The organism is Teichococcus globiformis (genome assembly GCF_042646265.1).
GTDB lineage: Bacteria > Pseudomonadota > Alphaproteobacteria > Acetobacterales > Acetobacteraceae > Pseudoroseomonas > Pseudoroseomonas globiformis.
The window spans coordinates 192,149-213,783 of the sequence record NZ_JBHRTN010000018.1; the positions used below are offsets into that span (position 1 = coordinate 192,149).

The following is a 21,635-nucleotide window of genomic DNA, read 5'->3' on the forward strand; positions in this document are numbered from 1 at the left end:
TAGCACCAGGGCCGACCATGCGCCCTGATCGATGCGGCGCTCCAGCACCAGTCCGGCGCGACGATGGGCTGCCAGCACCATGCGAACCTGGTTGCCCAAGAGCCCGGCCAGGATGGCGGTGCCGCCCGGCGCCAGATGGTCGGCCAGATCCTTGGCCATGGAGCAGAGCGGCCGCGCCAGGATGTTGGCAAAGACCAGGTCGTAACGTCCGCCATGCACCGCGGGGCTGCGCCAGCCATCGGCCAGCCGCGAGCGGATCAGGTTGCGCAGCCCGTTAAGCTTGGCGTTTTCCTCGGTGATGCGCACGGACCAGGGCTCGATATCGGTCGCCAGGATGCGGCGCTTCAGGCGCTTGGCTGCGGCCATGGCCAGGATGCCCGAGCCGGTTCCGATATCCAGGATGCGGCGCGGGCGGCGATGCGCCATGCGCTCGAAGCCGATCAGGCAGCCGCGGGTGGAACCATGCTCGCCGGAGCCGAAGGCCAACCCGGCGTCCAGCAGCAGAACGGTGCGTCCATAGGTTACCGGGTTCGGCAGGTGGGTTGGGCGGATCAGCACCCGGGCGCCGATCTCCTGCTCGGGGAAAGCCTGCACGGTGCGGGCCAGCCAGCCTTCGGCTTCCACCGGGGCACGCTGCAATTCGGGCGCCTCGATGCCGGACAGCGCGGCGGCCAGCACCAGGGCGGGCATCAGCTCCTCGTCGCCCTCGCCCACTTCGCGCACCGCTTCCAGCCGCCAGGTATCGGTGGGCTCGTCACGGAAATAGCCGACGCTGGGGCAGACGGTCAGAAGGGCAGCCTCGAAGGCGGGAACGGCCTCTTCGGGCAGGCCGTCGAGGGTCAGCGTTTCCAGCGACTGGATATGACGGCGGTTCAAGATGGTCAGGCCTTCTCCACGAAAGTGTCGAGCACACGCTTCCGGCCGGCCTTGTCGAACTCGACATCCAGCTTGTTGTCATCGGCGCCCACCACGCGTCCATAGCCGAATTTCTGGTGAAACACCCGTGAGCCGATGGGAAGAGCGGCAGCGCGCGCCGGGCGTTCCGAAACCTCCCAGGCGCCAGCCTCGATGACCCGCGGCTTGCGCGCCACCAGGGGAAACTGTCCGTTGCCGAAAGCGGAGGGCTGGTTCAGCATCCGCTGCCGCTCGGCGCCCGCACCGCCCTCTACCTGCACCTGATCGGGCGGCAGCTCGTCCAGGAAGCGGCTCGGGATCTGGCTGGTCCAATTGGCGTAGATGCGGCGGTTGGCGGCATGGCTGATGATGCATCGCTTGCGCGCGCGGGTGATGCCGACATAGGCGAGGCGACGCTCCTCCTCCAGCCCCTTCTCGCCCCCCTCGTCGAGCGCGCGCTGGTGGGGGAACAGCCCTTCCTCCCAGCCGGGAAGGAAAACATGGTCGAATTCGAGGCCCTTGGCCGCGTGCAGCGTCATGAGGCTGACGCGCTCGCCTTCGGCATTCTCGTCATTCTCCATGACCAGCGCGACATGCTCCAGGAAGCCGGCCAGCGTCTCGAACTCCCCCAACGCCCGCACCAGCTCCTTGAGGTTGTCGAGCCGCCCCGCCGCCTCGGGCGACTTGTCCTGCTTCCACATCTCCGTGTAGCCGCTTTCATCGAGCAGCGTCGCGGCAGTGACCACATGCCCCTCGCGCCCCAGCATCTCGCGCCAGCGGGCGAAGCCCTCCAGCAGCTCGCGCAGCGCCTGGCGCGGCTTCGGGCGCATGGCGCCCCCCTCCACCATCTGCCAGGCGGCGACCACCAGCGGCCGCTGTGCGTCGCGCGCCTGCTGGGTGATGGCGCGGATGGTGGTGTCGCCCAGCCCGCGCTTCGGAACGTTCACGATGCGCTCGAAGGCCAGGTCGTCGGCTGGCTGGTTCAGCACCCGCAGATAGGCCATGGCATCGCGGATCTCGGCGCGCTCGTAGAATTTCTGCCCACCTACCACGCGGTAAGGGATGCCCAGCGTGATCATCCGTTCCTCGAAGGCACGGGTCTGGAATCCGGCACGCACCAGAATGGCTGTTTCCGAGAGGTTCTCGCCCGAGCGCCGCGAGGCCTCGATGCGGCTGCCCACCATGCGGGCCTCCTCCTCCGAGTCCCAGAGCGAGACGACGCGCACCGGCTCGCCCTTGGCGTCGTTGCGGCCGGGGCGCAGCGTCTTGCCCAGCCGCCCGCTGTTCTTGGCGATCAGCCCGGAGGCGGCGGCCAGGATCGGCGCGGTGGAGCGATAGTTGGATTCCAGCCGCACGATGGTGGCGCCGGGGAAATCCTTCTCGAAGCGCAGGATGTTCTCGATCTCGGCGCCGCGCCAGGAATAGATCGACTGGTCGTCGTCGCCGACGCAGCAGATGTTCCGCTCCGCCGTGTTCTCCCGCTGTGCCAGAAGCCGCAGCCAGAGGTACTGCACCGTGTTGGTGTCCTGATACTCATCAACCAGGATATAGCGGAAGCGGCGATGATAATCGGCCAGCACATCCCGGTGCGTGCGCAGGATCTCGGTCACATGCAGCATCAGGTCGCCGAAGTCGCAGGCATTCAGCTGCACCAGCCGCTCCTGGTAGCCGGCGTAGAGACTGCGGGCTCGGTTGTTGGCGAAGTCGCTGTCCTCGGCCGCGGTGATGCGGGCGGGCGTGAGCCCACGGTCCTTCCAGCGCTGGATGATGGACATCAGTCCCTGCGGCGGCCAGCGCTTCATATCCACGCCCGCCGCATCCATCACCTGTTTCAGCAGGCGCATCTGGTCGTCGGTGTCGAGAATGGTGAAGTTGCTTTCCAGGCCCACCAACTGCGCATGCCGGCGCAGCATGCGGGCGCAGAGGGCATGGAAGGTGCCCAGCCACAACCCCTCGGCAGGCTCGCCCAGGATGGCCGCGACGCGCTCGCGCATCTCGCGCGCCGCCTTGTTGGTGAAGGTGACGGCCAGTACCTGGCTGGGAAAGGCGCGTCGCGTCATCAGGATGTGGGCGAAGCGAGTGGTCAGCACGCGGGTCTTGCCGGTTCCGGCGCCGGCGAGCACCAGCAACGGCCCGTCCACCGTCTCGACGGCAGCGCGCTGCTCGGGGTTCAGCCGCGACAGATAGTCGTCGCTGGAGGCAGGCAGGTTTCCGGGCGACGCGTTCATCACTGGCAGCGCCCTACCGAGCCGGCGGCGCAAAGCTTTTCACCATCCACCCAGCGCGCGCCGTCCAGAGTGGCGGTGGAAAGGTCGGCGCCGCCGATCATGGCGCCGGTCAGGTCGGCCTCGGTCAGGTCGGCGCGGAAAAAGCGGGCGTTGCGCAGATCGGCCTTCACGAGCTTGGCGCCCTTCAGCCGCGTCCGCGTGAAATCGGCGCCCCGCAGCGTGGCGCCAGTCAGGTCCGCCCCCTCCATCTCGGCTGAGGTGAAGCGGGCATCCTGGGCCTCGGCCTGCGTCAGGTTGGTACCGATCAGCCGTGCCCGGCTGAAGCCGGCATCGCGAAGAACCGCGCCGGAAAGGTCCGCGCCGCTGAGGTCCTGCCCATCCTGCAGGCATCGGGTCCAGCGCACCTTCGGCCCCGGGGCGTCGGTACAGGCGGCCCTGGCCTCCGGCGCCGGCACCAGCAGAACCAGGGTTGAAGCAAGGAGGAGGGGAAGGATTGGCGCGCGCACCCCCGGGATATAGAACGTGAAGCGAACGCGGCCAACCTCCGGCCGTCCGGCGATTTGGGGAGGCACCATCCTCGGCTCCATCCTCCGCATCCTGGAATGGTGCGCGCGCCAAGGCAGCACCCTCCTGGTTTGCGGCATCCTGATCGGGCTGTTCGTGCCGCCGCTGGCCGCCGCGATGCGGGAGGTGCTGACCCCCTGCGTCTTTCTGCTGATGCTGCTCGCCCTCCTGCGGGTGGACCCGTCGCGTGCCCTGTCCTACCTGCGGCGGCCACTGCTGGTGGCTGCGCTCTGCGCCTGGCTGCTGCTCGCTTGTCCGATGATCGCCTTCGCCATTGCCTGGACAACCGGACTGACCACGGGCGAGGCCGCGTCGTTTGGCGCCGCCCTGGTGATCATGGCGACCGGCTGCGCCGCCACTTCCTCCCCCGCTTTTGCCCGGCTGGTGGGACTGGATGGCGAGTTGTCCCTGGTGGTGGCCCTGTTCACAACATTGCTGGTGCCCTTCACCGCACCACCGCTGGCGCTGGGACTGCTGGGCATAGACCTGTCGATCTCCATCCCGGCCTTGATGGCACGGCTGGCGCTGCTGGTCGGGCTGCCGCTGATCCTGTCCCTGATCCTGCGGCACCGTCTGGGCACAGACCGGCTGGAGCGGGCCGGCGGTGCCGTGGACGGATCCGTGGTGCTGCTGGTGGTGATCTACGGCTTCGGGGTGATGGACGGCATTCTTGATCGCCTGCTGGCGGAGCCGCTGATGATGGCGGCCGGCACCGCGTTGGCCTTCGCCGGCAGCCTGGGGCTGAATGCATTGACCGCCCTCGCCTTCCGCCCCGCAGGGGCAGGCCCTGCCCTGACCGCTGGGCTGCTGTCGGGCAACCGCAACATGTCGCTCTACCTGGCGGTGCTGCCGGCGGCGACCGATGCGCGCATTCTTCTGTTCTTCGCCCTATGCCAGTTTCCGCTGTTCTTCAGCCCCCTCCTGTTGAAGCCCCTTTATCGCCGGCTGCACAGGCAGGGCTGAGGCCTCAGGGCGCAAGGGAGGATTCGGAGCGCGCGTGCCGTCGCCCTCGATACCCGGCCAGGGCCCGGCGGCATCGCCGCCGGGCGAGGCGTCAGAGCACCGGCTTCGGCCGCGCACCCAGGATATGGGCGATCGCATAGGTGAGATCGGCGCGGTTCAGCGTGTAGAAATGGAATTCGTCGACCCCATTGGCACGCAGCAGCCGCACCTGCTCGGCGGCCAGAGAGGCGGCGACCATGCGGCGGGTTTCCGCATCCTCGTCCAGCCCCTCGAACAGCCGCCCCATCCAGTCCGGGACCGATGCGCCACACATGGCGGAGAACTTGGCCACCTGCTTGAAGTTCGAAACCGGCAGGATGCCCGGCACGATGGGAACGGTGATCCCCGCGGCATGGGCGCGGTCCAGGAAGCGCAGAAACACGTCCGTGTCGAAGAAGTACTGGGTGATGGCACGGGTGGCGCCGGCATCGATCTTCCGCTTCAGGTTGTCGATGTCGTGATCGGCGGAAGAGGCGGTTGGATGAGTCTCGGGATAGGCTGCCACCGAAACCTCGAAGGGAGCAATACGCTTCAGCCCCTCCACCAGATCGGCGGCGTAAGCATAACCTTCCGCGTGCGGCACGTAGCCCGCCTCGCCTGCCGGCGCGTCGCCACGCAGGGCCACGATGTGCCGCACTCCGGCATCCCAGTAAGCACGGGCCACGTCATCCACCTCGCCCCTGCTGGCGCCAACGCAAGTGAGGTGTGCCGCCGGGGTCAGGGAGGTTTCCCGCACCAGCCGCGCCACTGTGGCGTGGGTGCGTTCCTGCGTCGTGCCGCCAGCGCCGTAGGTAACGGAAACAAAGCTTGGCGCCAGCGGCTCCAGCCGGCGAACGCAGGTCCAGAGTTGCTGTTCCAGCGCCTCGGTCCGGGGCGGAAAGAACTCGAAGGACAAGGTGGGCGGCGCCATTTCCGATGGCACGGGCAGACTGGCCACGCGCGGAGCGGTCAGCCAGCGCTGCAAGGTGCCGGGGGCGGCGGAGGCGTGGTCGGCGATCTGGTCCATTGCCTTTCCATAACGCAGGCCGCGACGGAATTGAACCATAACGCCGGCAACACCATAAAATGCGCTACAACCATGAGCGGGGCCTTGCGTTAGGGCTGGAGCATGGCGCCGGCTTCCTAACATTCATTCCAGAATGTATGTAGCTCGGGACGCCCAGCCCTGATCCGGCGCTTCACCAACGCTTTCCCGCGGCGAACACAGGATGATTCGCACCATGCCCCAACTTCGCCGCTTCCGGATGGCCAAGCCCGGCGCCCTGCTGCTGGCGGGCCTGCTGGCGCTTTCCGCCTGCGCCACGCGCCCTCCCGCCAGCGAGCCGGAAGCCCTCGCCGAGTACCAGCAGAACAACGACCCGCTGGAACCAATGAACCGCGGATTGTTCGTGGTGCATAACGGAATCGACACGGTTCTGCTGCGCCCGGCCGCCGAGTTCTACCGCTTCCTGGTGCCGCCGCCGGTCCGCGGCGGTGTCCGCAATGCGCTGGCCAATCTGCGCACCCCGGTAATCCTGGTGAACGACGTGCTGCAAGGCAGCGCCGAGCGCGCCGGCACCACCCTGGCGCGCTTCGCCATCAACAGCACCATCGGTGTTGCCGGCCTGTTCGATGTTGCCCGTGATTTCGGCCTTCCCGGCCACACGGAGGATTTTGGCCAGACGCTGGCAGTCTGGGGCCTTGGCGAAGGCCCCTACCTGTTCATTCCAGTGCTGGGCCCGAGCAACCCGCGTGATCTCGCCGGGTTTGGTGTGGACATGGCCGCCGATCCCATGACCTGGGTTGTGGCGAACCCCAACAACGACAGCGCTTGGGAGACGGCTTCCTGGATCCGCACCGGCCTCACCGCCGTGGATACGCGGGAAAGCCTGATCGAGGCGATCGACAGCGTGAATGAAACCAGCCTCGATCCCTATGCCACGCTGCGCAGCGCCTACCGCCAGCGGCGGGCGCAGGAGATCCGCAATGGCGGCGACAATGCCGCCGGCTCGGACGCCCTGGGCACCGGACTTGGTGCCGGCGGCTCGAGCTACGCGCCGCCGCGCTGAGGCTGGCGCTTCTGCAACGTGCCGGCCCTGCCGGCGACACGGAAGAAGATGAGAACGACCAGGATGAATCGCCGTTCGCTGCTGACCGCCACACTGGCCGCCCCTTTCGCGGCCGCGCTGCTGCACCCGGCCGCGGCGCGAGCCGAGATGGATATCGCCCGCGCCTCTGCCTTTATCGAGAGCACTGGCAAGGAGCTGGTCGCCACCCTCAACACCAACGCGCCGATCGAGCAACGCCGGCAGCAGGTAGCCAACATTCTGCGCCAAGCCGTGGATGTGGAGGGAGTTGGCCGCTTCATCCTGGGCCGCTGGTGGCGCAGCGCCAGCGCTGCGGAGCAGCAGGAATACATGACGCTGTTCGAGGAAACACTGATCCGCAATCTTTCGGCGCGCTTCGGCGAGTATCAGGGCGTCACCTTCACCCTGGGCCGCTCGCAACAGCGGACCGAGGATGACGCGCTGGTGAATACCATCATCCAGCGTCCAAGCGCTGCCGCCTTCAGCCTGGACTGGCGTGTCGGCGAAGTTGCCGGGCAGCCTCGGGTCGTGGATGTGATCGCGGAAGGCACCTCTCTGCGTCTTACCCAGCGCAGTGAGTATTCCTCTGTGATCAGCCGCAGTGGTGGACAGGTTTCCGCCCTGTTGGATGCCATGCGTCGTCAGATCGCTGCCTTGGCCGCCCGCGAAGGCCGCTGAGGCAACTAGCCGATCCGGGTGGTCAGGCTGTAGAGCCGGCGGCCTTCCGGATCGCGGAACAGGCGGCGCCGCGCAACAAGGCGTGCGGGAATGCCGGCTGTCATCGCCTTCATCTCCTCCGGCGTCCGCCAGCGTGGCGCAAGGCGCCAGAAGGCCTGCAGCATGGCGGCTTCTCGTGGCGCCTCAGCTGCCGAGCCCAGCATCAGCAACCCACCCGGCTTCAACGCCGCAAAGGCGGCGTCGGCCAGATCTGCCGCCTCCTTCGGGCGGAGCTCGTCCGGCACAGCCGGCATGGCAATCAGATCGTAGCAGCCTCTGAGAAAGGGCCGTCTGGTGAAATGCGCCAGGCTGCAATGCAGGCCCCGAACGGGAATTGCCGAGGGCACCGACAGGCGCATCGTCTGCAAGACCGTGCGACGGGCATCCTGCGCCACCCAGCGTGCCAGACGATCTCCACGCGTTACATGCCACGCTTCCTGCAAATGGCCCGCCCGCAAGCTTAGGACATCCACGGATGCTTGTTTCTGCTCGGCGACAGCATCAATGACCCGGGCGCTGTAACGCACCGCGTGGCGCAGCGCGGCGAAATGCCCCAGGTCGCTGCTGGCCGCCATAAGGTCCTGCCCTGCCCGGGAAACAGGCGTCAGGCTCTCGGGCACGCGGCCGAATGCCAAGTCCAGCAGCCCGGCCTCGTCCCTGCCCTCGGTCTGGAAGCAGTGGCGGCAAAGGGGGTCTTCATGCAGAAGGCGCTGGATAGGGTGGGAGAGCATGGTGCCGCAGGCGGTTCGCCAGCCATCGGCATCCAGATCCCGCCATAACATCTCGCAAACCGAGACGAGCCGCGAAAGTGCCAGTGGTGCCCAACCTGGGTCCCAGGCGAGTTCGAGCGTATCGTCCAACGCCAGTCTCAGCTGACGAGGATCACGCAAACTTCCTGAATTCAAGAAGATGGAGGATGTCGCATCAGGCATGGACACATCTCCGTCGGTCGGAACCAGCGTGCCGCGTCTGAAGCGGCTGATCAAAGTTGTAATAAGTAGAAGGCGCAATCGGACAACAAGGCAACAATATCCTGTCGCAACGGTGTTCCACCGCAATCCCATCCAAGCTCTTCCAGCTTGGGCAGCATGGGCTGGGTCGGGTTGAAATGCCGGCTCAGGCCGGCCCCTGCGCACCGAGCCTGCTCAGTGTCAGGAAGCGCTACGACACGGCGGTGCCGGCGGATCGCCCCTGGGCGGCAGCAGAACAGCGACGGCGATGGAAGGCCGGTGCGGCATCTCCTGGGCAGCATCTTCGCCGCCTGGTCATTCCTGTGCTGGAATAAGGGAGGATCGACAGGGGCGTGCCACATGGCGCGAAAGCAGATCGCCGCAACCTTAGCTTGCATAGCCCGTTGACCTGTCTGTCACTACGGTGACGATGCAGTAAGCATCGGGGGCGCAGAGTGCCGGCCTCGCAGCACACAGCAAGGGGCGGCAGAGTGTCAGGGGTCAGAGCCAAGGATGCCGGTCGGAGCGTGGCGTTGAGCGATGCCCCCCAGGGCTGGCGCCGGCTTCGCAGCGGTCTGGCCAAGCTGTACCGCCGCGACCGCCCCGGCTCGCCTGAGAACGACCTCAGGCGCCTGCTGGACACCCTGCAAGAAAGCGAGTTGCGCTACCGCCTGTTGGCAGAGAATGCGACCGATATGATCGTCCGCCTGAGTCTGGACGGTGTACGCACCTACGTCTCCCCCGCCAGCACCAATGTGGTGGGCTATGCCCCTGAGCAGCTCGTCGGCATCTCCACCTTTCGTTTCGTGCATCCGGACGACGACGCCCTTGTGCGTGAGCGGATGCGCAAGGTGCGGGAAGGCGAAGGGGACCAGCGTGGTCCCAACCGGGTAATTCGCGCCGATGGCAGCATCACCTGGGTCGAAGCCAATCTGCGCCTGGTACGAGATCCGGCAACCGGTAAACCGGTGGAAATCGTCGGCGTGACGCGCGACATCACCGAACGGCAGCGCAGCGAAGCCCGCATCCAGAGCCTTGCCCATACCGATCAGCTCACCGCCCTGCCGAACCGCCGGACCTTTCTTCAGGCACTGCAGCAGCATCTGGAAAGTGGCCGGTCCTGCGGGCTGCTGTTCATCGATCTTGACCACTTCAAGCCGGTCAACGACCTGCATGGCCATTCGGTCGGGGATGAAGTTCTGGCCGAGGCCGCATCCCGTCTGCGGCGGCATGCGCCGGATGGCGCCATGCTGGCAAGGCTCGGGGGCGACGAGTTCGGTGCGCTGTTGGACGGGGGCGAGAACGCGGAAACTGTTGCTGCCACCCTGCTACGTGCACTCGACCTGCCCATCGTCGTGGGCGACGTGGTGGCGGAAATCGGCGCCAGCATCGGCGTGGCCATTAGTTCGCGCGATGGCTGCAACGCCGAGGCTTTGCTCCGCGCCGCCGACATGGCGATGTATGATGCCAAACGCACTGGCAAGGGTCAGGTCCGGAGCTTCCGGCCTGCCCTGGAGGATGAGCAGAAAGAGCGCGCCTTGCTGACTGCCAGGTTGCGCGACGCTGTGGCAAGGGAGGAGATCGTGCCCTTCTACCAGCCGCTGCGGGAGCTGCGTGGGGGCCGGTTGGTGGGGCTGGAAGTACTGGCACGTTGGCAGCACCCGCAGCGTGGAACCTTGCCTCCTTCCGAGTTCATCACCCAGGCCGAGGAAAGCGGCGTGGTGACGCCCATGTTCCGCTCGCTGCTCTGCCAGGTCTGCCGGGATGCGGTGCACTGGCCGACCGATCTCCGTTTCGCCTTCAACCTGTCGCCTCAGCAATTACAGGACCCGACCATGGCGCAGGAGATCCTGCTTCTGGCTCAGGAGGGGGGAATGGATCCCCGCAGGCTGGAGATCGAGGTGACGGAAACGGGCATTGTTCGCGATGTCGGCACGGCGCGGCGCAACCTGGCGGAGCTGAAGGCTGCCGGTGTCACTCTGGCTCTGGACGACTTCGGCACTGGCTACGCCAGCATTGCCATGTTGAAGGCACTCCGCGTTGACCGGCTGAAAATCGACCGGTCCTTTATTGCCAGCATGCGTTCCACGCCGGAGGATACACGCTACGTAGCCGCCATCATCGCCCTGGCCACCACCCTCGGGCTTGGCACCACCGCCGAAGGGCTGGAGGATGAGGCGGCTATCCATGCTGTTGGGCAGATGGGAGCCGATCTGGGCCAGGGCTATGCCTATGGTCGCCCTTCACCCGCCGTCACAGTGGTCGACTGGCTTTCGCCTCACCTTCTGCTCGCATCCTAAACGACAATCAGGGCCGCCGCCCTCCACGCCCGCCAACTATCAAGAACAGCAGGATGAGAACAATCAGGGCCGCGGCTACGGTGCCGAGCCATAGGCCCAGTTGTCCGGAGTCGCCAAGCTCGGGACTGTCGGCGACCGTCCAGCCGAATGCGGCCACGAACATGGCAATGCCCAACAGCAGCAACAGAATCAGGATGACCATCAAGCGCGACATGCGACGCCCTCCCATCGGAGCAGCCAGCAGGACCGGCTGTTGGGTCAACAACCCGATTGTGGTGAGGTGACGCCTGTTGTGCAAGAAAATCGCGGATTCCCGGTCGTCAGAAGAGAAATCGCAGCGCGGCCAGTCCAAGCAAGGGACGTGGCTCTTCCGGGCCTGTGCTCATCACGCCGGTGGAAAGATAACCGTTAAGCACCACATCGGCTCCGCCAATCTGCCCCAGCGCCATTCCGCCATTCAGGACCAATTGCGGCCGTGAATTGAACACCGGCCGGGTCATGGTTATCGCAGGCAAGGCGCCGGAAAGGCTGATGACGTTTTGCGACGGCGTCTTGCCGGCCAGACGGGCTACCACGAAGGACTCCTTCCCCGCATAGGGGACCGAACCGCCTAGAGCAGCATTCAGGGTGTAGGTCGGCCTGGGTTGCGCCGTGGCGGATGCACCGCAAAAGGCAAAAAGCGGAAGCGCCGCCAGCAAGGCAATACGCGTAAGACGGCTAGGCTGCATAGACTTCGAACTCCTGTCAGGCTGGCGTTTCCTCCTGCCTTTCGTTGAAGTTCATATGCAGCTTGAGCTTGCCTCATTTCAACCACATTGAGGCAAACTCATCGGGATCTCAGCCGCACCGATGCTCAAATGACACAATTTACTCAGCAAAATCAGGGTATTAATCAATCGTTAACGAGGTTCCAAAAAAAGGCATGAATAAGGCAATCAAGGCAGTGCTCAACTGTTCATGCGCCTTTTTCCTGACTCTCATGCTGAAAGCCAAGCGAAGGGCTAAGGCTCTCCAGGATCAGCATGGAGTGCCCCTGATGCTCGAAGTTTCCAACGTCACGCAGGCCAAGATCCGCCAGCACCGCCCTTGAGGCGTGATTTGATTCCCGCGCCACAGCGATGATCCGGCGGAGGCCGGCGCGATGACCAAAGTCCAGCGCTGCCCTGGCTGCTTCCCGCGCATAGCCCTTCCCCCGTGACCAGGGCCACAAGGCGAAGCGCAACGCCACGCCACGCCCGTCAGGGCGTTCCATCAAGCCGGTGATGCCGAGGAATGCATCGTCTTCCGCCCGGTGCACTGCCCATGTGCCGTAACCGCGCGCTGCCCAGAACGCGATGTCCTCGCGCAGTTCCTGCTCGGAGCGCTCCGGCGTACGGACACCATGGAGCATCAGGCCGAAGGCGGCTTCATCCGCTTTCAGGGCGACAAGTTCCGCCAGATGGCCATGTCCGACCGGGCGCAGCACCAGGCGTGGAGTGCGCACGGTATGCGGGGAGTGCTCCCGCGCCGGATGGTCCACCGGGTTACCGGGTGAGCGGCCGGTACTTGATCCGGTGCGGCTGATCGGCCGCCGCGCCAAGGCGTCGACGTCGATCGGCCTCATAGGCCTGGTAGTTGCCCTCGAACCATTCGACGTGGCTGTCGCCTTCGAAGGAAAGGATATGGGTCGCGAGGCGATCCAGGAACCAGCGGTCGTGGCTGATGATCACAGCGCAGCCGGCGAAATCCTGCAGGGCCTCTTCCAGGGCGCGGAGGGTGTCCACGTCCAGATCGTTGGTCGGCTCGTCCAGCAGGATGACGTTGTGCGGGTTGCGCAGCATCTTGGCGAGGTGGACGCGGTTGCGCTCACCACCCGACAGCACGCCCACCGGCTTCTGCTGGTCGCCGCCCTTGAAGTTGAAGGCCGCGGCATAGGCACGAGACGGCACGGAACGCTTGCCCATGGTGATCATGTCCTGCCCGTCGGAGATTTCCTGCCAGACGGTGCGCTTGTCATCCAGGGTGTCGCGGCTCTGGTCGACATAGCCGAGGGACACGGTGTCGCCGACCTTCAGCGTGCCGGCATCCGGCTTCTCCTTGCCGGTGATCATCTTGAACAGGGTGGATTTGCCGGCGCCGTTGGGACCGATCACGCCGACAATGCCGCCGGGCGGCAGCTTGAAGGACAAGTCATCGATCAGCAGCTCGTTGCCGAAGCCCTTGCGCAGACCCTCGGCCTCGATGACCGTGTTGCCCAGGCGAGGCGCGGGCGGGATCTGAATCTCGGTCGGATCCGGCGCGCGCTCCTGCGACTTGGCCAGCAGCTCCTCATAGGCCTGGATGCGGGCCTTGCTCTTCGACTGGCGGGCAGCGGGGGAGCGACCGATCCATTCCTGCTCCTCGGCCAGCTGCCGCTGACGGCTGCTCTCCTCCTTCTCTTCCTGGGCCAGGCGCTTGCGCTTGGCGGCAAGGTAGGCGGAGTAGTTGCCTTCGTACGGAATGCCGCGGCCGCGATCGACTTCCAGGATCCAGTTGGTGACGTTGTCCAGGAAGTAGCGGTCATGGGTAACAATCAGAACGGCACCCTGGAACTCGCGCAGCGTCTTCTCCAGCCAGGACACGCTCTCGGCGTCGAGGTGGTTGGTAGGCTCGTCAAGCAGCAGCAGGTCGGGCTTCTCCAGCAGCAGCTTGCACAGCGCGACGCGCCGCTTCTCGCCACCCGAAAGGTGCGACACCGCGCTTTCCGCCGGCGGGCAACGCAGCGCGTCCAGGGCGATGTCGATGGTGCGGTCCAGGTCCCAGCCATTGGCCGCGTCGATGCGCTCCTGCAGTTCGGCCTGCTCGGCGAGAAGGGTGTTCATCTCCTCCTCGCTCATCTCCTCGGCAAACTTCATGGAGATCTCGTTGAAGCGCGCCAGATCAGCCGTCAGCGTGCCGAAGGCATCCATGACGTTCTCGCCCACGGTCTTGTTCGGATCGAGTTGCGGCTCCTGCGGCAAATGGCCGATCCGCACGCCGTCCGCGGCCCACGCTTCGCCCCCGAACTCCTTGTCCATACCCGCCATGATGCGCATCAGCGTGGACTTGCCGGCGCCATTCGGACCCAGAACGCCGATCTTGGCGGTGGGCAGGAAGGACAGGGTGATGCCTTTGAAGATCTCTCGCCCGCCCGGGTAGGACTTGGTGAGATCCTTCATCACATAGACATACTGGTGAGCGGCCATGGCAACACGATCCCCGGGGGCAGAATTTCGCCAGAGGTTCTAGCCAGCATGGCGCCGCACGCCAAGCGCGGGCCGGGCGGTGCGGCGGCGAGGCCTCGCCTAAATCGCGTCGCGAACCTGGTCGCGACCGCTCCGCTTGGCGGCGTAGAGCGCAGAATCGGCACGCCGCAGCATGCCTTCCAGCCCGTCCTCGCCTGGCTCGGCCAGCGCGATGCCGAAGCTGCCCGATACTTGGCGTCGAGGCGCCGCGATGGGCAGCACGATGCCGGTCAGGGCCACGCGCAACCGCTCCGCCACCCGCCGCGCCTCGGCGCGACCGACCCCGGGCAGCGCCACGGCGAATTCTTCGCCGCCGATCCGGCCGAAAAGGTCGCAATCCCGCAGTTCCGCCGCACAGCGCGCCGCAGTCTGGCGCAGCACGGCATCTCCCGCCGCATGGCCAGCCGTGTCATTGATGGACTTGAAATGATCGAGGTCGAAGGCGATCAGGGCGAAGGGACGGCCGGAGGCGGCGTCGAGCCGCAGGGCGGCCTCGGCGGTCGCCATGAAAGACCGGCGATTGGCCAGCCCCGTCAACCCGTCCGCATCCGCCAGACGGCGCAGCTCCGAGGTGCGCTCGGCCACGCGCCGCTCCAGTGAGAGATTGGCCTCGGCCAGGGCGGTCTCGGCTTCCCGCCTTTCACTGACCAGCGCCAGCAGGGTCAGGATGTTCATGGCGCACAGCACGATGAGCAGCCCCACCGACTGCATGGGATTCGCGACCGAACCGCCCTGGAACGGCCCGAGACCGGCCACCGTACCGGCAGAGGCGATGATGCAGATCAGTGTCAGCAACGTGTAGGCCGCCCGCAAGGAAATCCGCAGAGCGATCCAGGACAGCGGAACGGCCAGCAGGAAGACCAATTGCGAGGCCGGGAGCTGCGGGGGCAGGCGGAGCAGGAAGACCAGCAGCGCCAACCCGGCCGTGCCGATCCAAACCGTGACGTCGAGCCGCTCCAGCCGCTGCCGCCCGCGCCCTGCCGGCACCCGTTCCACCCCCAGCCAGAGCGCCAGGGAAGGCGCGAAGTAGAAGGTGCCGCCCGCATCGCAAAGCAGCCAGCGGCTCCAGATGCCGGGCAGAGCCTCGACAGGCACACCGCCCAGAAGCCAAAGCGCGGTCACGCCGCCGAGGGCCGAAAGCGATGCATGCAGCAGAACCACCCCTGCCAGAAAGGCCACCACGCCGCGGAACCGCGTGAAAAGGCCACTGGAAGGTCGGAAGCGACGGGTCAGAGCCACACCAGCCAACGGCCCGATGGCATTGCCAACCGAGATCAGCGCCGCCAGCCCCGGCGGGCTGCCGAAAACCGATGCATTGACCAGGAACGAGCCGACAAAGATGCCCGGAAGGATGCGCCATCCACCCAGCATGGCGGCCGTTGCGGCGAGGCCGGCCGGCAGCCAGATCGGTGCGGGAAACAGGCCAAACACGGCGAAGAACCGTCCAACGGCCAGTCCCAGAGCAAGATAGGCCAGCGCCACGGCCAAGTTGAGGCCGAACCACATATCCAGGCCACCGCCGGCGCACCAAGCGGGGCACCACGGATCATTCCGCCGCGGCATTTCACCTAGGATGGGCCGGCCTAAGGGAAGAGGTAGCGAAGCAGACAATCCTTCCTCCAGCGGTTGGGCTGGAGGCCCGATGATCGCCTGGAAGAATATCACGCATTCTTGATCACAACTGCAACATGCAATTGCGCCTTCAATACGGCTCTCCCTGCGCCTGGCAGGACTCGAACCCGCAACCAAGCCGTTATGAGCGGCCCGCTCTGACCATTGAGCTACAGGCGCACCGGGAGATCCTGCCTGCGTGCTAGACCGAGGCGCGTTCCAGGGCAAGAAAGGGTTGGTTTGCTGCCCGGCGCAGCCCCTGCTAACAGCGCGCTCTCCCCATCCTGCACGGAACGGATGCCCGCATGGACGTGACCAAGCTTTCCACCGGCAAGAACCCGCCGCACGACATCAACGTCGTCATCGAGATTCCCCAGGGAAGCGCGGTGAAGTACGAGGTGGACAAGGATAGCGGTGCCGTGGTGGTGGACCGCTTCCTGTTCACGCCGATGGCCTATCCGGCCGCCTATGGCTTCATCCCCAACACGCTCGCCGATGATGGCGACCCGTCCGATGCGCTGGTGCTGGTGCCGGCTCCCGTGGTGCCCGGCGCCGCCATCCGCGCCCGGCCGATTGGCGTGCTGTTCATGGAGGACGAGAGCGGCCAGGACGAGAAGCTGGTCTGCGTGCCGCATGACAAGATCTCCCTTGCCTATACGGACGTGAAGGAGCTGGAGGATCTGCCGAAGATCATCCGCGACCAGATCGAGCACTTCTTCACCCGCTACAAGGATCTGGAACCGGGCAAGTGGGTGAAGGTGAAGGGCTGGGGCGACGCGGCCCAGGCGACCGAGATCATCCAGAAGCAGATCGCTGCGGCGCAGAAGTAAGCCGCCATTCCGGCGGGGCGGCGGGTTGTTGGGCCGCCCCCCCGCCACGCTCAGGCCAGCAGGTTTTCCGGCACGTTGAGGCCAAGCCGTAATGGCACCGGCCAAATCTCGCGCACCACGCGCAGCCGCGAGAAGCCGGCGGCCAGGTAGTTGGGCAAGGCGCGGGGATGGTCGGCGGTGCAGGTGTTCACCGTGACCCCTCCCTGCCCTGTTGCCCACGCGGCATCGATGGCGGCGCGCAGGAAGGCAGCGCCTATTCCCTGCCCCACCGCGTGCGGCAGCAATCCGAAATAGCCGATATTGGCCGTGCCGGTGGCCGGCCGCCGCTCGAGCTCGAAAAAGCCGGCAGGCGCACCATCCCTGTAGAGCACATGGATGGTAATCGCGGGATCCGCGAGAATTTCGGCGATCTCTGCATCCGGCGTGGCACGCCGCAGCCACCAGACGTAGTCCTGCCCCACCGTGTTGTAGAGGTAGCGATAGAACGGCACCGTGCAACGTGCCACCTGCTCCAGTCGGCAATCGGGCGGCAGGGCCGGCGCCGGAGTGTCAGGAGGCGCCGCCATGCGCAGAAAGGTGACCTGCACCGCGACCCGAACCACCGGCTCCACGAGCGACAGGCCCATCGCTCAGCTGTCCAGGAAGGACCGCAGCTTGCGGCTGCGGCTGGGGTGTTTGAGCTTGCGCAGCGCCTTGGCCTCGATCTGCCGGATGCGCTCGCGCGTCACGTTGAACTGCTGCCCGACCTCTTCCAGCGTGTGATCCGTGTTCATGCCGATGCCGAAGCGCATGCGCAGCACCCGCTCCTCGCGCGGGGTGAGGCTGGCCAGCACGCGGGTCGTCGCCTCGCGCAGGTTGCTCTGGATGGCAGCGTCCAGCGGGATGATCGCGGCCTTGTCCTCGATGAAGTCGCCGAGGTGGCTGTCCTCCTCGTCGCCGATCGGGGTCTCGAGGGAGATCGGCTCCTTGGCGATCTTCAGCACCTTGCGCACCTTCTCGAGCGGCATGCCGAGCTTCTCGGCCAGCTCCTCCGGCTGCGGCTCGCGGCCAATCTCGTGCAGCATCTGACGCGAGGTGCGCACCAGCTTGTTGATCGTCTCGATCATGTGGACCGGGATGCGGATGGTCCGCGCCTGGTCCGCGATGGAGCGGGTGATCGCCTGCCGGATCCACCACGTGGCGTAAGTCGAGAACTTGTAGCCGCGGCGATACTCGAACTTATCGACCGCCTTCATCAGGCCGATATTGCCTTCCTGGATCAGGTCCAGGAACTGCAAACCGCGATTGGTATATTTCTTGGCGATGGAGATCACGAGGCGGAGGTTGGCCTCGATCATCTCCTTCTTCGCCTGGGTCATGTCGCGCTCGCCACGCGACACGGTGGAATAAACCCGCTTGAACTCAGCAACCGGCAGCCCGGTCAGCGCCGCCGTGTTGGCAATCTGGGCGCGGATCGCCTCCGCGTCGTTGCGCGAGCGCTCAACGAAGTTCTTCCAGGACTTGGCCGGCAGCAGGGCGACGCGCTCGAACCAGGTGGGGTCGATCTCGGCGCCGGTCCAGTGCGCCAGGAAGTCCTCGCGCTTCACCTTGCTGGCCTCAGCCAAGCGCAGAACCTGGCCCTCGAAGCCGGTGATGCGGCGGTTGAGGCCCTTGAGCTGGTCCACCAGCTCCTCAATGCGGTTGTTGTGGAGCTGCACCTTCTCGACCAGCGCCACCAGCTCGTCGCGCAGCTTCTCGTAGGACTTCTCGCTCTTGCCGGCCAGTTCCTCGCCGGCGCTGTACGCGTCCATGCGCTTCGAGCTGAGCTTCTGCAGCCGCCCGAACACCTCGCCGATCGCCTCGAACGCCGCCAGCGCCTCCGGCTTCAGCTTCTCCTCCAGAGCGGAAAGGGACAGGCCTACGCCCTCGCCTTCCTCGCCTTCCTCGAACTCCTCGGCCTCGGCGGCGGCGGGTGGCGCTTCGGGGCTGTCGGCGCTGGCGGTGGCCTCGAGGTCGATCACCTCGCGCAGCGCCATGCGACCATCCTTGACCGCCTCGTGCCAGGTGAGGATGGCCTGGAAGGTCAGCGGGCTCTCGCACAGCCCGCCGATCATCATGTCGCGCCCGGCCTCGATGCGCTTGGCGATGGCGATCTCGCCCTCGCGAGAGAGCAGCTCCACGCTGCCCATCTCGCGCAGGTACATGCGGACGGGGTCATCGGTGCGACCGGCCCCCTCATCCACATTGCCAGAGGCTTCCTCTTCTTCCTCTTCTTCCTCGGCGCCCTCGGCCTTGGTGGCGGCCTTGCCGTTCACCGCCTCGGGATCCTCGGCTTCCTCGCCCTCCACCACGTTGATGCCGCTCTCGCTCAGCATCGCCATGGTGTCCTCGATCAGCTCGGAGGAGACCTGACTGTCGGGCAGGGCCTGATTGACCTCGTCATAGGTGACGTAGCCGCGCTCCTTGCCCCGGGCGACCAGCTTCTTCACCGCCGCCGAGAGTGTGTCGAGGAGCGCCCCCTCCACCGCCTCATCGCGGTTCTCGACCGTGTCCGTGCCGTTCGCGACCTTGCTCGCCATGCCGATCCGCTCCGTCTGACACCGTCCGGCCTGTTCTGGGCCGGAATGCCTTGCAGTCCTTGCCGTCCCCCGCATGATGCGGGTCGGAAATGCTGCGGCCGCATGCAGGCCACCTTGGGGCCATAACGCCCCCGCACCCGCCAACACAAGAGCACCACCGCAGCCCCCCGCATGTTCGGGTGAGGTTTTGCAGCTGCCGCACCGGCTCAGATCACCTCGCCACCCGTGCTCTCATCCTCCATCTCCCCGCGCCGCTGCGCCGCGATCAGCTCGTTCAGCCGGATCAGCCGGGTCTGCGCGGCGGCATCGCCGGTTGCTGCGAAATCCCGCTCTGCCGCCTGCCGCTCGGCCAACAGGGCCGCCTCGCCCCTGAATCGGCCGAAGAAGTACCACCATTGCTCGGCCACCAGCTTGGGCAGCGCCTCAGGGCCGGCGGCCGCCGGCAGCATGCGGGGAGTCCGGCGCAGCCAGGCAAAAGCCTCCGGCTCCACCGAAAGCAGGTGGTCGGCCAGCGGCGCGGCTTCAAGCGCCATGCCGGCCGCATGCCAGGCAATCAGCGCCGTGCGCAGCCGGTGCGGCATACCATCCGGCAAGTCGATCTGCCCCAGAACTTCTTCAATCTCGTTCAGCAGCCAGGGATGTGCCGCGGTGATGGCCAGGAGGCACCGCGCCTGCTCGAGCCGCACCTGGGTGGGATCGATGCCAGGACGCGGCAAGGCCAGGGCGGGCGGCCCAGGGCGGGAGCGGCCGCCGCGATCGACGCCGCGAGGTGCCAGGGCCGAGCGCCGGCCGGACGCGAAGAAGCGGTCCAGCAGGGCACGACGGTATTCACCCGCCAGAAACTTGTCCGGGATCTTGCCGGCGGCCTCCTCCAGCGCGTGACGCAGGGCGGCCCGCGCTTCGGGCGCGCCGCCCGGATGGTGTGCCGCCACCATGTCATAGAGCACCCCGGACAGCGGCCTCGCGGCATCCAGCAGGGAACGAAAAGCCTGCGGTCCAGATTTACCGATGAGGGTATCCGGATCTTCTCCCGCGGGCAGGGTTACAAAGCCCAGCGAACGCTCCGTGGAAATCAGCGGCAGGGCCAATTCGGCCGCACGGGCGGCGGCACGGGCACCCGCGGCATCACCGTCGAAGCACAGAATGGGCTGGGGCGTCAGGCGCCACAGCTCGGCCAACTGCTCCTCCGTGAGGGCGGTGCCGAGCGGCGCCACGGCACCTTCGAGCCCTGCCTGGTGCAGGGCGATCACATCCATATAGCCCTCGACCACCACCACCGGCGCGCCCTTAAAGGCGGCGTCGCGCGCGAGGTCGATGCCGTAAAGGTTGCGGCGCTTGGAAAAGAGCTCGGTTTCAGGGCCGTTGACATATTTGGGCTGTCCGTCGCCCAGGATCCGGCCGCCAAAGGACACGATACGGCCGCGGCGGTCCCGGATCGGAAACATGACACGGTTGAAGAACAGGTCGACGGCAGGCTGGCCATTCTCCGCGGCACGCATCAGCCCGGCCTCGGCGAGCTGGCCGGCGTCGATTCCTGCGGGCTTCAGGTCGGCGGCCAGGGCACCGCGCCCGCCACCTGACCATCCCAGGCCGAACTTGCGGATGGTGCTTTCGGACAATCCCCGGCGCAGCAGGTAGTCGAGCCCCGCCCGCCCCTCGGGCAGGCGAAGGCGGCGCTGGAAAGCCTCCGCCGCCGCATCCAGCACGGCGTTCAGGTCGCGCCGCTTCGCCTCCCGGCGGGCATGCTGCGGGGTGGCCTTCGGCACCTCCATTCCGGCCTCAGCGGCCAGCCGCTCCACCGCCTCGGGGAAGGTCGCGCCCTGGCTCTGCATCACAAAGGCGATCGCGTCGCCATGCGCGCCGCAGCCGAAGCAATGGTAATGATCGTCATAGACGTAGAAGGAGGGCGATTTCTCGCCGTGGAAGGGACAACATCCCTTCCATTGCCGGCCAGCCCGGGTGAGTTTGGTGCTGCGGCCGATCAGCGCCGGCAACGGTGTCCGCAGGCGCAGCTCATCCAGGAAGTTCGGCGGCAGGGACATGCCGCCTTCCTAAGCCATCGGGCCTCAGCCGCCCAGCGCCGCCTTCACCAGCGGACCCGCCTTGGCCATATCCAGAGTGGCGGCATGCTTCGCCTTCAGCACGGCCATGACCTTGCCCATCTCCTTGACAGAGGTGGCGCCGGACTCAGCGACGGCCTCAGCCACCGCAGCCTTCATGGACGCCTCGTCCATCTGCTGCGGCAGAAAGCCCTCGATCACGGCGATCTCCGCAGCTTCCTTGTCCGCCAGTTCAGGACGCCCGCCATCCCGATACATGGTCTCGCTTTCACGGCGGGACTTCACCATGCCACGCAGCATGGAAGTGATCTGCTCATCGCCAACCTGATCCACGCCAGAGGGGCGGGCAGCGATGTCGGTGTCCTTCAGCTTGGCCATGATCATGCGGATGGTCGAGGTGCGGGCCGCATCCTTGGCGATCATGGACGCCTTGAGTTCTTCGGTGAAGCGGGCGCGCAGGCTCATGGGGGCGGTCTCCGTTGCAGGGATCCGCACGGAGGGTAGGCCCTTCCGTGCGGCGGGGGTATAAAGCGCCTCCGCCAGACCCGAACAACCGGGAAGGCGGCAATACAGCCTCTGGGAAGAAAATTCCCAGCGCTTCGGAACGATGCCT

Annotated in this window: 19 protein-coding genes and 1 tRNA gene; 5 read left to right on the forward strand and 15 right to left on the reverse strand. The window is 66.3% G+C overall.

Annotated features, from left to right (window positions below; translation table 11 throughout):
* From ACFOD4_RS15095 to ACFOD4_RS15105, 3 genes are all read right to left on the reverse strand, one after another.
* A partial coding sequence (locus ACFOD4_RS15095; RefSeq protein WP_379598872.1) for a 50S ribosomal protein L11 methyltransferase occupies nucleotides 1–885 on the reverse strand: 885 nt, incomplete at its 3' end.
* Complete coding sequence (locus ACFOD4_RS15100; protein ID WP_379597678.1) at nucleotides 882–3,122, reverse strand: ATP-dependent helicase; 2,241 nt, start codon at nucleotides 3,120–3,122, stop codon at nucleotides 882–884. The genes ACFOD4_RS15100 and ACFOD4_RS15095, both read right to left, overlap by 4 nt.
* Nucleotides 3,122–3,526: a pentapeptide repeat-containing protein gene (locus ACFOD4_RS15105; protein WP_379597680.1), complete on the reverse strand. Its 405-nt coding sequence runs from the start codon at nucleotides 3,524–3,526 to the stop codon at nucleotides 3,122–3,124. Before ACFOD4_RS15105 ends, ACFOD4_RS15100 begins: the two co-directional genes overlap by 1 nt.
* Before the next feature lie 118 nt (nucleotides 3,527–3,644).
* On the opposite strand from ACFOD4_RS15105, the gene ACFOD4_RS15110 reads away from it, so the two are divergent.
* Complete coding sequence (locus ACFOD4_RS15110) at nucleotides 3,645–4,649, forward strand: hypothetical protein (RefSeq protein WP_379597681.1); 1,005 nt, start codon at nucleotides 3,645–3,647, stop codon at nucleotides 4,647–4,649.
* A gap of 91 nt (nucleotides 4,650–4,740) precedes the next feature.
* Here ACFOD4_RS15110 and metF read toward each other — a convergent pair whose 3' ends face one another.
* A complete protein-coding gene (metF, locus tag ACFOD4_RS15115) occupies nucleotides 4,741–5,694 on the reverse strand; it encodes a methylenetetrahydrofolate reductase [NAD(P)H] (protein ID WP_379597683.1) in 954 nt (317 codons plus the stop codon).
* 214 nt (nucleotides 5,695–5,908) lie between these two features.
* On the opposite strand from metF, the gene ACFOD4_RS15120 reads away from it, so the two are divergent.
* Both ACFOD4_RS15120 and ACFOD4_RS15125 read left to right on the forward strand, forming a co-directional pair.
* Entirely contained in the window at nucleotides 5,909–6,736 is an 828-nt protein-coding gene (locus ACFOD4_RS15120; RefSeq protein ID WP_379597685.1) for an MlaA family lipoprotein, read from the forward strand.
* Nucleotides 6,737–6,799: 63 nt separating this feature from the next.
* Nucleotides 6,800–7,432: an MlaC/ttg2D family ABC transporter substrate-binding protein gene (locus ACFOD4_RS15125; RefSeq protein WP_379597687.1), complete on the forward strand. Its 633-nt coding sequence runs from the start codon at nucleotides 6,800–6,802 to the stop codon at nucleotides 7,430–7,432.
* A 5-nt stretch (nucleotides 7,433–7,437) separates the two neighbouring features.
* On the opposite strand, the gene ACFOD4_RS15130 is transcribed toward ACFOD4_RS15125, so the two are convergent.
* Nucleotides 7,438–8,331, reverse strand: a complete 894-nt coding sequence (locus tag ACFOD4_RS15130) for a hypothetical protein (RefSeq protein WP_379597689.1) — start codon at nucleotides 8,329–8,331, stop codon at nucleotides 7,438–7,440.
* Nucleotides 8,332–8,954: 623 nt separating this feature from the next.
* On the opposite strand from ACFOD4_RS15130, the gene ACFOD4_RS15135 reads away from it, so the two are divergent.
* Complete coding sequence (locus ACFOD4_RS15135; RefSeq protein WP_379597691.1) at nucleotides 8,955–10,721, forward strand: putative bifunctional diguanylate cyclase/phosphodiesterase; 1,767 nt, start codon at nucleotides 8,955–8,957, stop codon at nucleotides 10,719–10,721.
* Between the two features lie 7 nt (nucleotides 10,722–10,728).
* Here ACFOD4_RS15135 and ACFOD4_RS15140 read toward each other — a convergent pair whose 3' ends face one another.
* From ACFOD4_RS15140 to ACFOD4_RS15165, 6 genes are all read right to left on the reverse strand, one after another.
* Nucleotides 10,729–10,935 carry a hypothetical protein gene (locus ACFOD4_RS15140; RefSeq protein WP_379597693.1) on the reverse strand — a complete coding sequence of 69 codons (207 nt, stop codon included), beginning with the start codon at nucleotides 10,933–10,935 and terminating at the stop codon, nucleotides 10,729–10,731.
* A 106-nt stretch (nucleotides 10,936–11,041) separates the two neighbouring features.
* On the reverse strand, nucleotides 11,042–11,449 hold the full coding sequence (locus tag ACFOD4_RS15145; protein ID WP_379597694.1) for a hypothetical protein: 408 nt from the start codon (nucleotides 11,447–11,449) through the stop codon (nucleotides 11,042–11,044).
* 227 nt (nucleotides 11,450–11,676) lie between these two features.
* Nucleotides 11,677–12,204 (reverse strand): GNAT family N-acetyltransferase, encoded by a 528-nt coding sequence (locus ACFOD4_RS15150; RefSeq protein WP_379597696.1) that lies wholly within the window; start codon nucleotides 12,202–12,204, stop codon nucleotides 11,677–11,679.
* 40 nt (nucleotides 12,205–12,244) lie between these two features.
* Nucleotides 12,245–13,924, reverse strand: coding sequence for an energy-dependent translational throttle protein EttA (gene ettA / locus ACFOD4_RS15155; protein WP_379597698.1), 1,680 nt, complete (start codon nucleotides 13,922–13,924; stop codon nucleotides 12,245–12,247).
* A 99-nt stretch (nucleotides 13,925–14,023) separates the two neighbouring features.
* Nucleotides 14,024–15,469: a sensor domain-containing diguanylate cyclase gene (locus ACFOD4_RS15160; protein WP_379597700.1), complete on the reverse strand. Its 1,446-nt coding sequence runs from the start codon at nucleotides 15,467–15,469 to the stop codon at nucleotides 14,024–14,026.
* Nucleotides 15,470–15,681: 212 nt separating this feature from the next.
* Nucleotides 15,682–15,754 (reverse strand) — tRNA-Ile (locus tag ACFOD4_RS15165).
* Between the two features lie 125 nt (nucleotides 15,755–15,879).
* On the opposite strand from ACFOD4_RS15165, the gene ppa reads away from it, so the two are divergent.
* Nucleotides 15,880–16,404, forward strand: coding sequence for an inorganic diphosphatase (ppa, locus tag ACFOD4_RS15170; RefSeq protein WP_379597702.1), 525 nt, complete (start codon nucleotides 15,880–15,882; stop codon nucleotides 16,402–16,404).
* 50 nt (nucleotides 16,405–16,454) lie between these two features.
* Here ppa and ACFOD4_RS15175 read toward each other — a convergent pair whose 3' ends face one another.
* The 4 genes from ACFOD4_RS15175 to ACFOD4_RS15190 form a co-directional block, all read right to left on the reverse strand.
* Nucleotides 16,455–17,030, reverse strand: a complete 576-nt coding sequence (locus tag ACFOD4_RS15175) for a GNAT family N-acetyltransferase (RefSeq protein ID WP_379597704.1) — start codon at nucleotides 17,028–17,030, stop codon at nucleotides 16,455–16,457.
* Nucleotides 17,031–17,033: 3 nt separating this feature from the next.
* Nucleotides 17,034–18,962 carry an RNA polymerase sigma factor RpoD gene (gene rpoD / locus ACFOD4_RS15180; RefSeq protein WP_379597706.1) on the reverse strand — a complete coding sequence of 643 codons (1,929 nt, stop codon included), beginning with the start codon at nucleotides 18,960–18,962 and terminating at the stop codon, nucleotides 17,034–17,036.
* Nucleotides 18,963–19,168: 206 nt separating this feature from the next.
* A complete protein-coding gene (gene dnaG, locus ACFOD4_RS15185; RefSeq protein ID WP_379597708.1) occupies nucleotides 19,169–21,004 on the reverse strand; it encodes a DNA primase in 1,836 nt (611 codons plus the stop codon).
* A gap of 24 nt (nucleotides 21,005–21,028) precedes the next feature.
* Nucleotides 21,029–21,487, reverse strand: coding sequence for a GatB/YqeY domain-containing protein (locus ACFOD4_RS15190; RefSeq protein WP_379597710.1), 459 nt, complete (start codon nucleotides 21,485–21,487; stop codon nucleotides 21,029–21,031).
* Nucleotides 21,488–21,635: the final 148 nt, after the last annotated feature.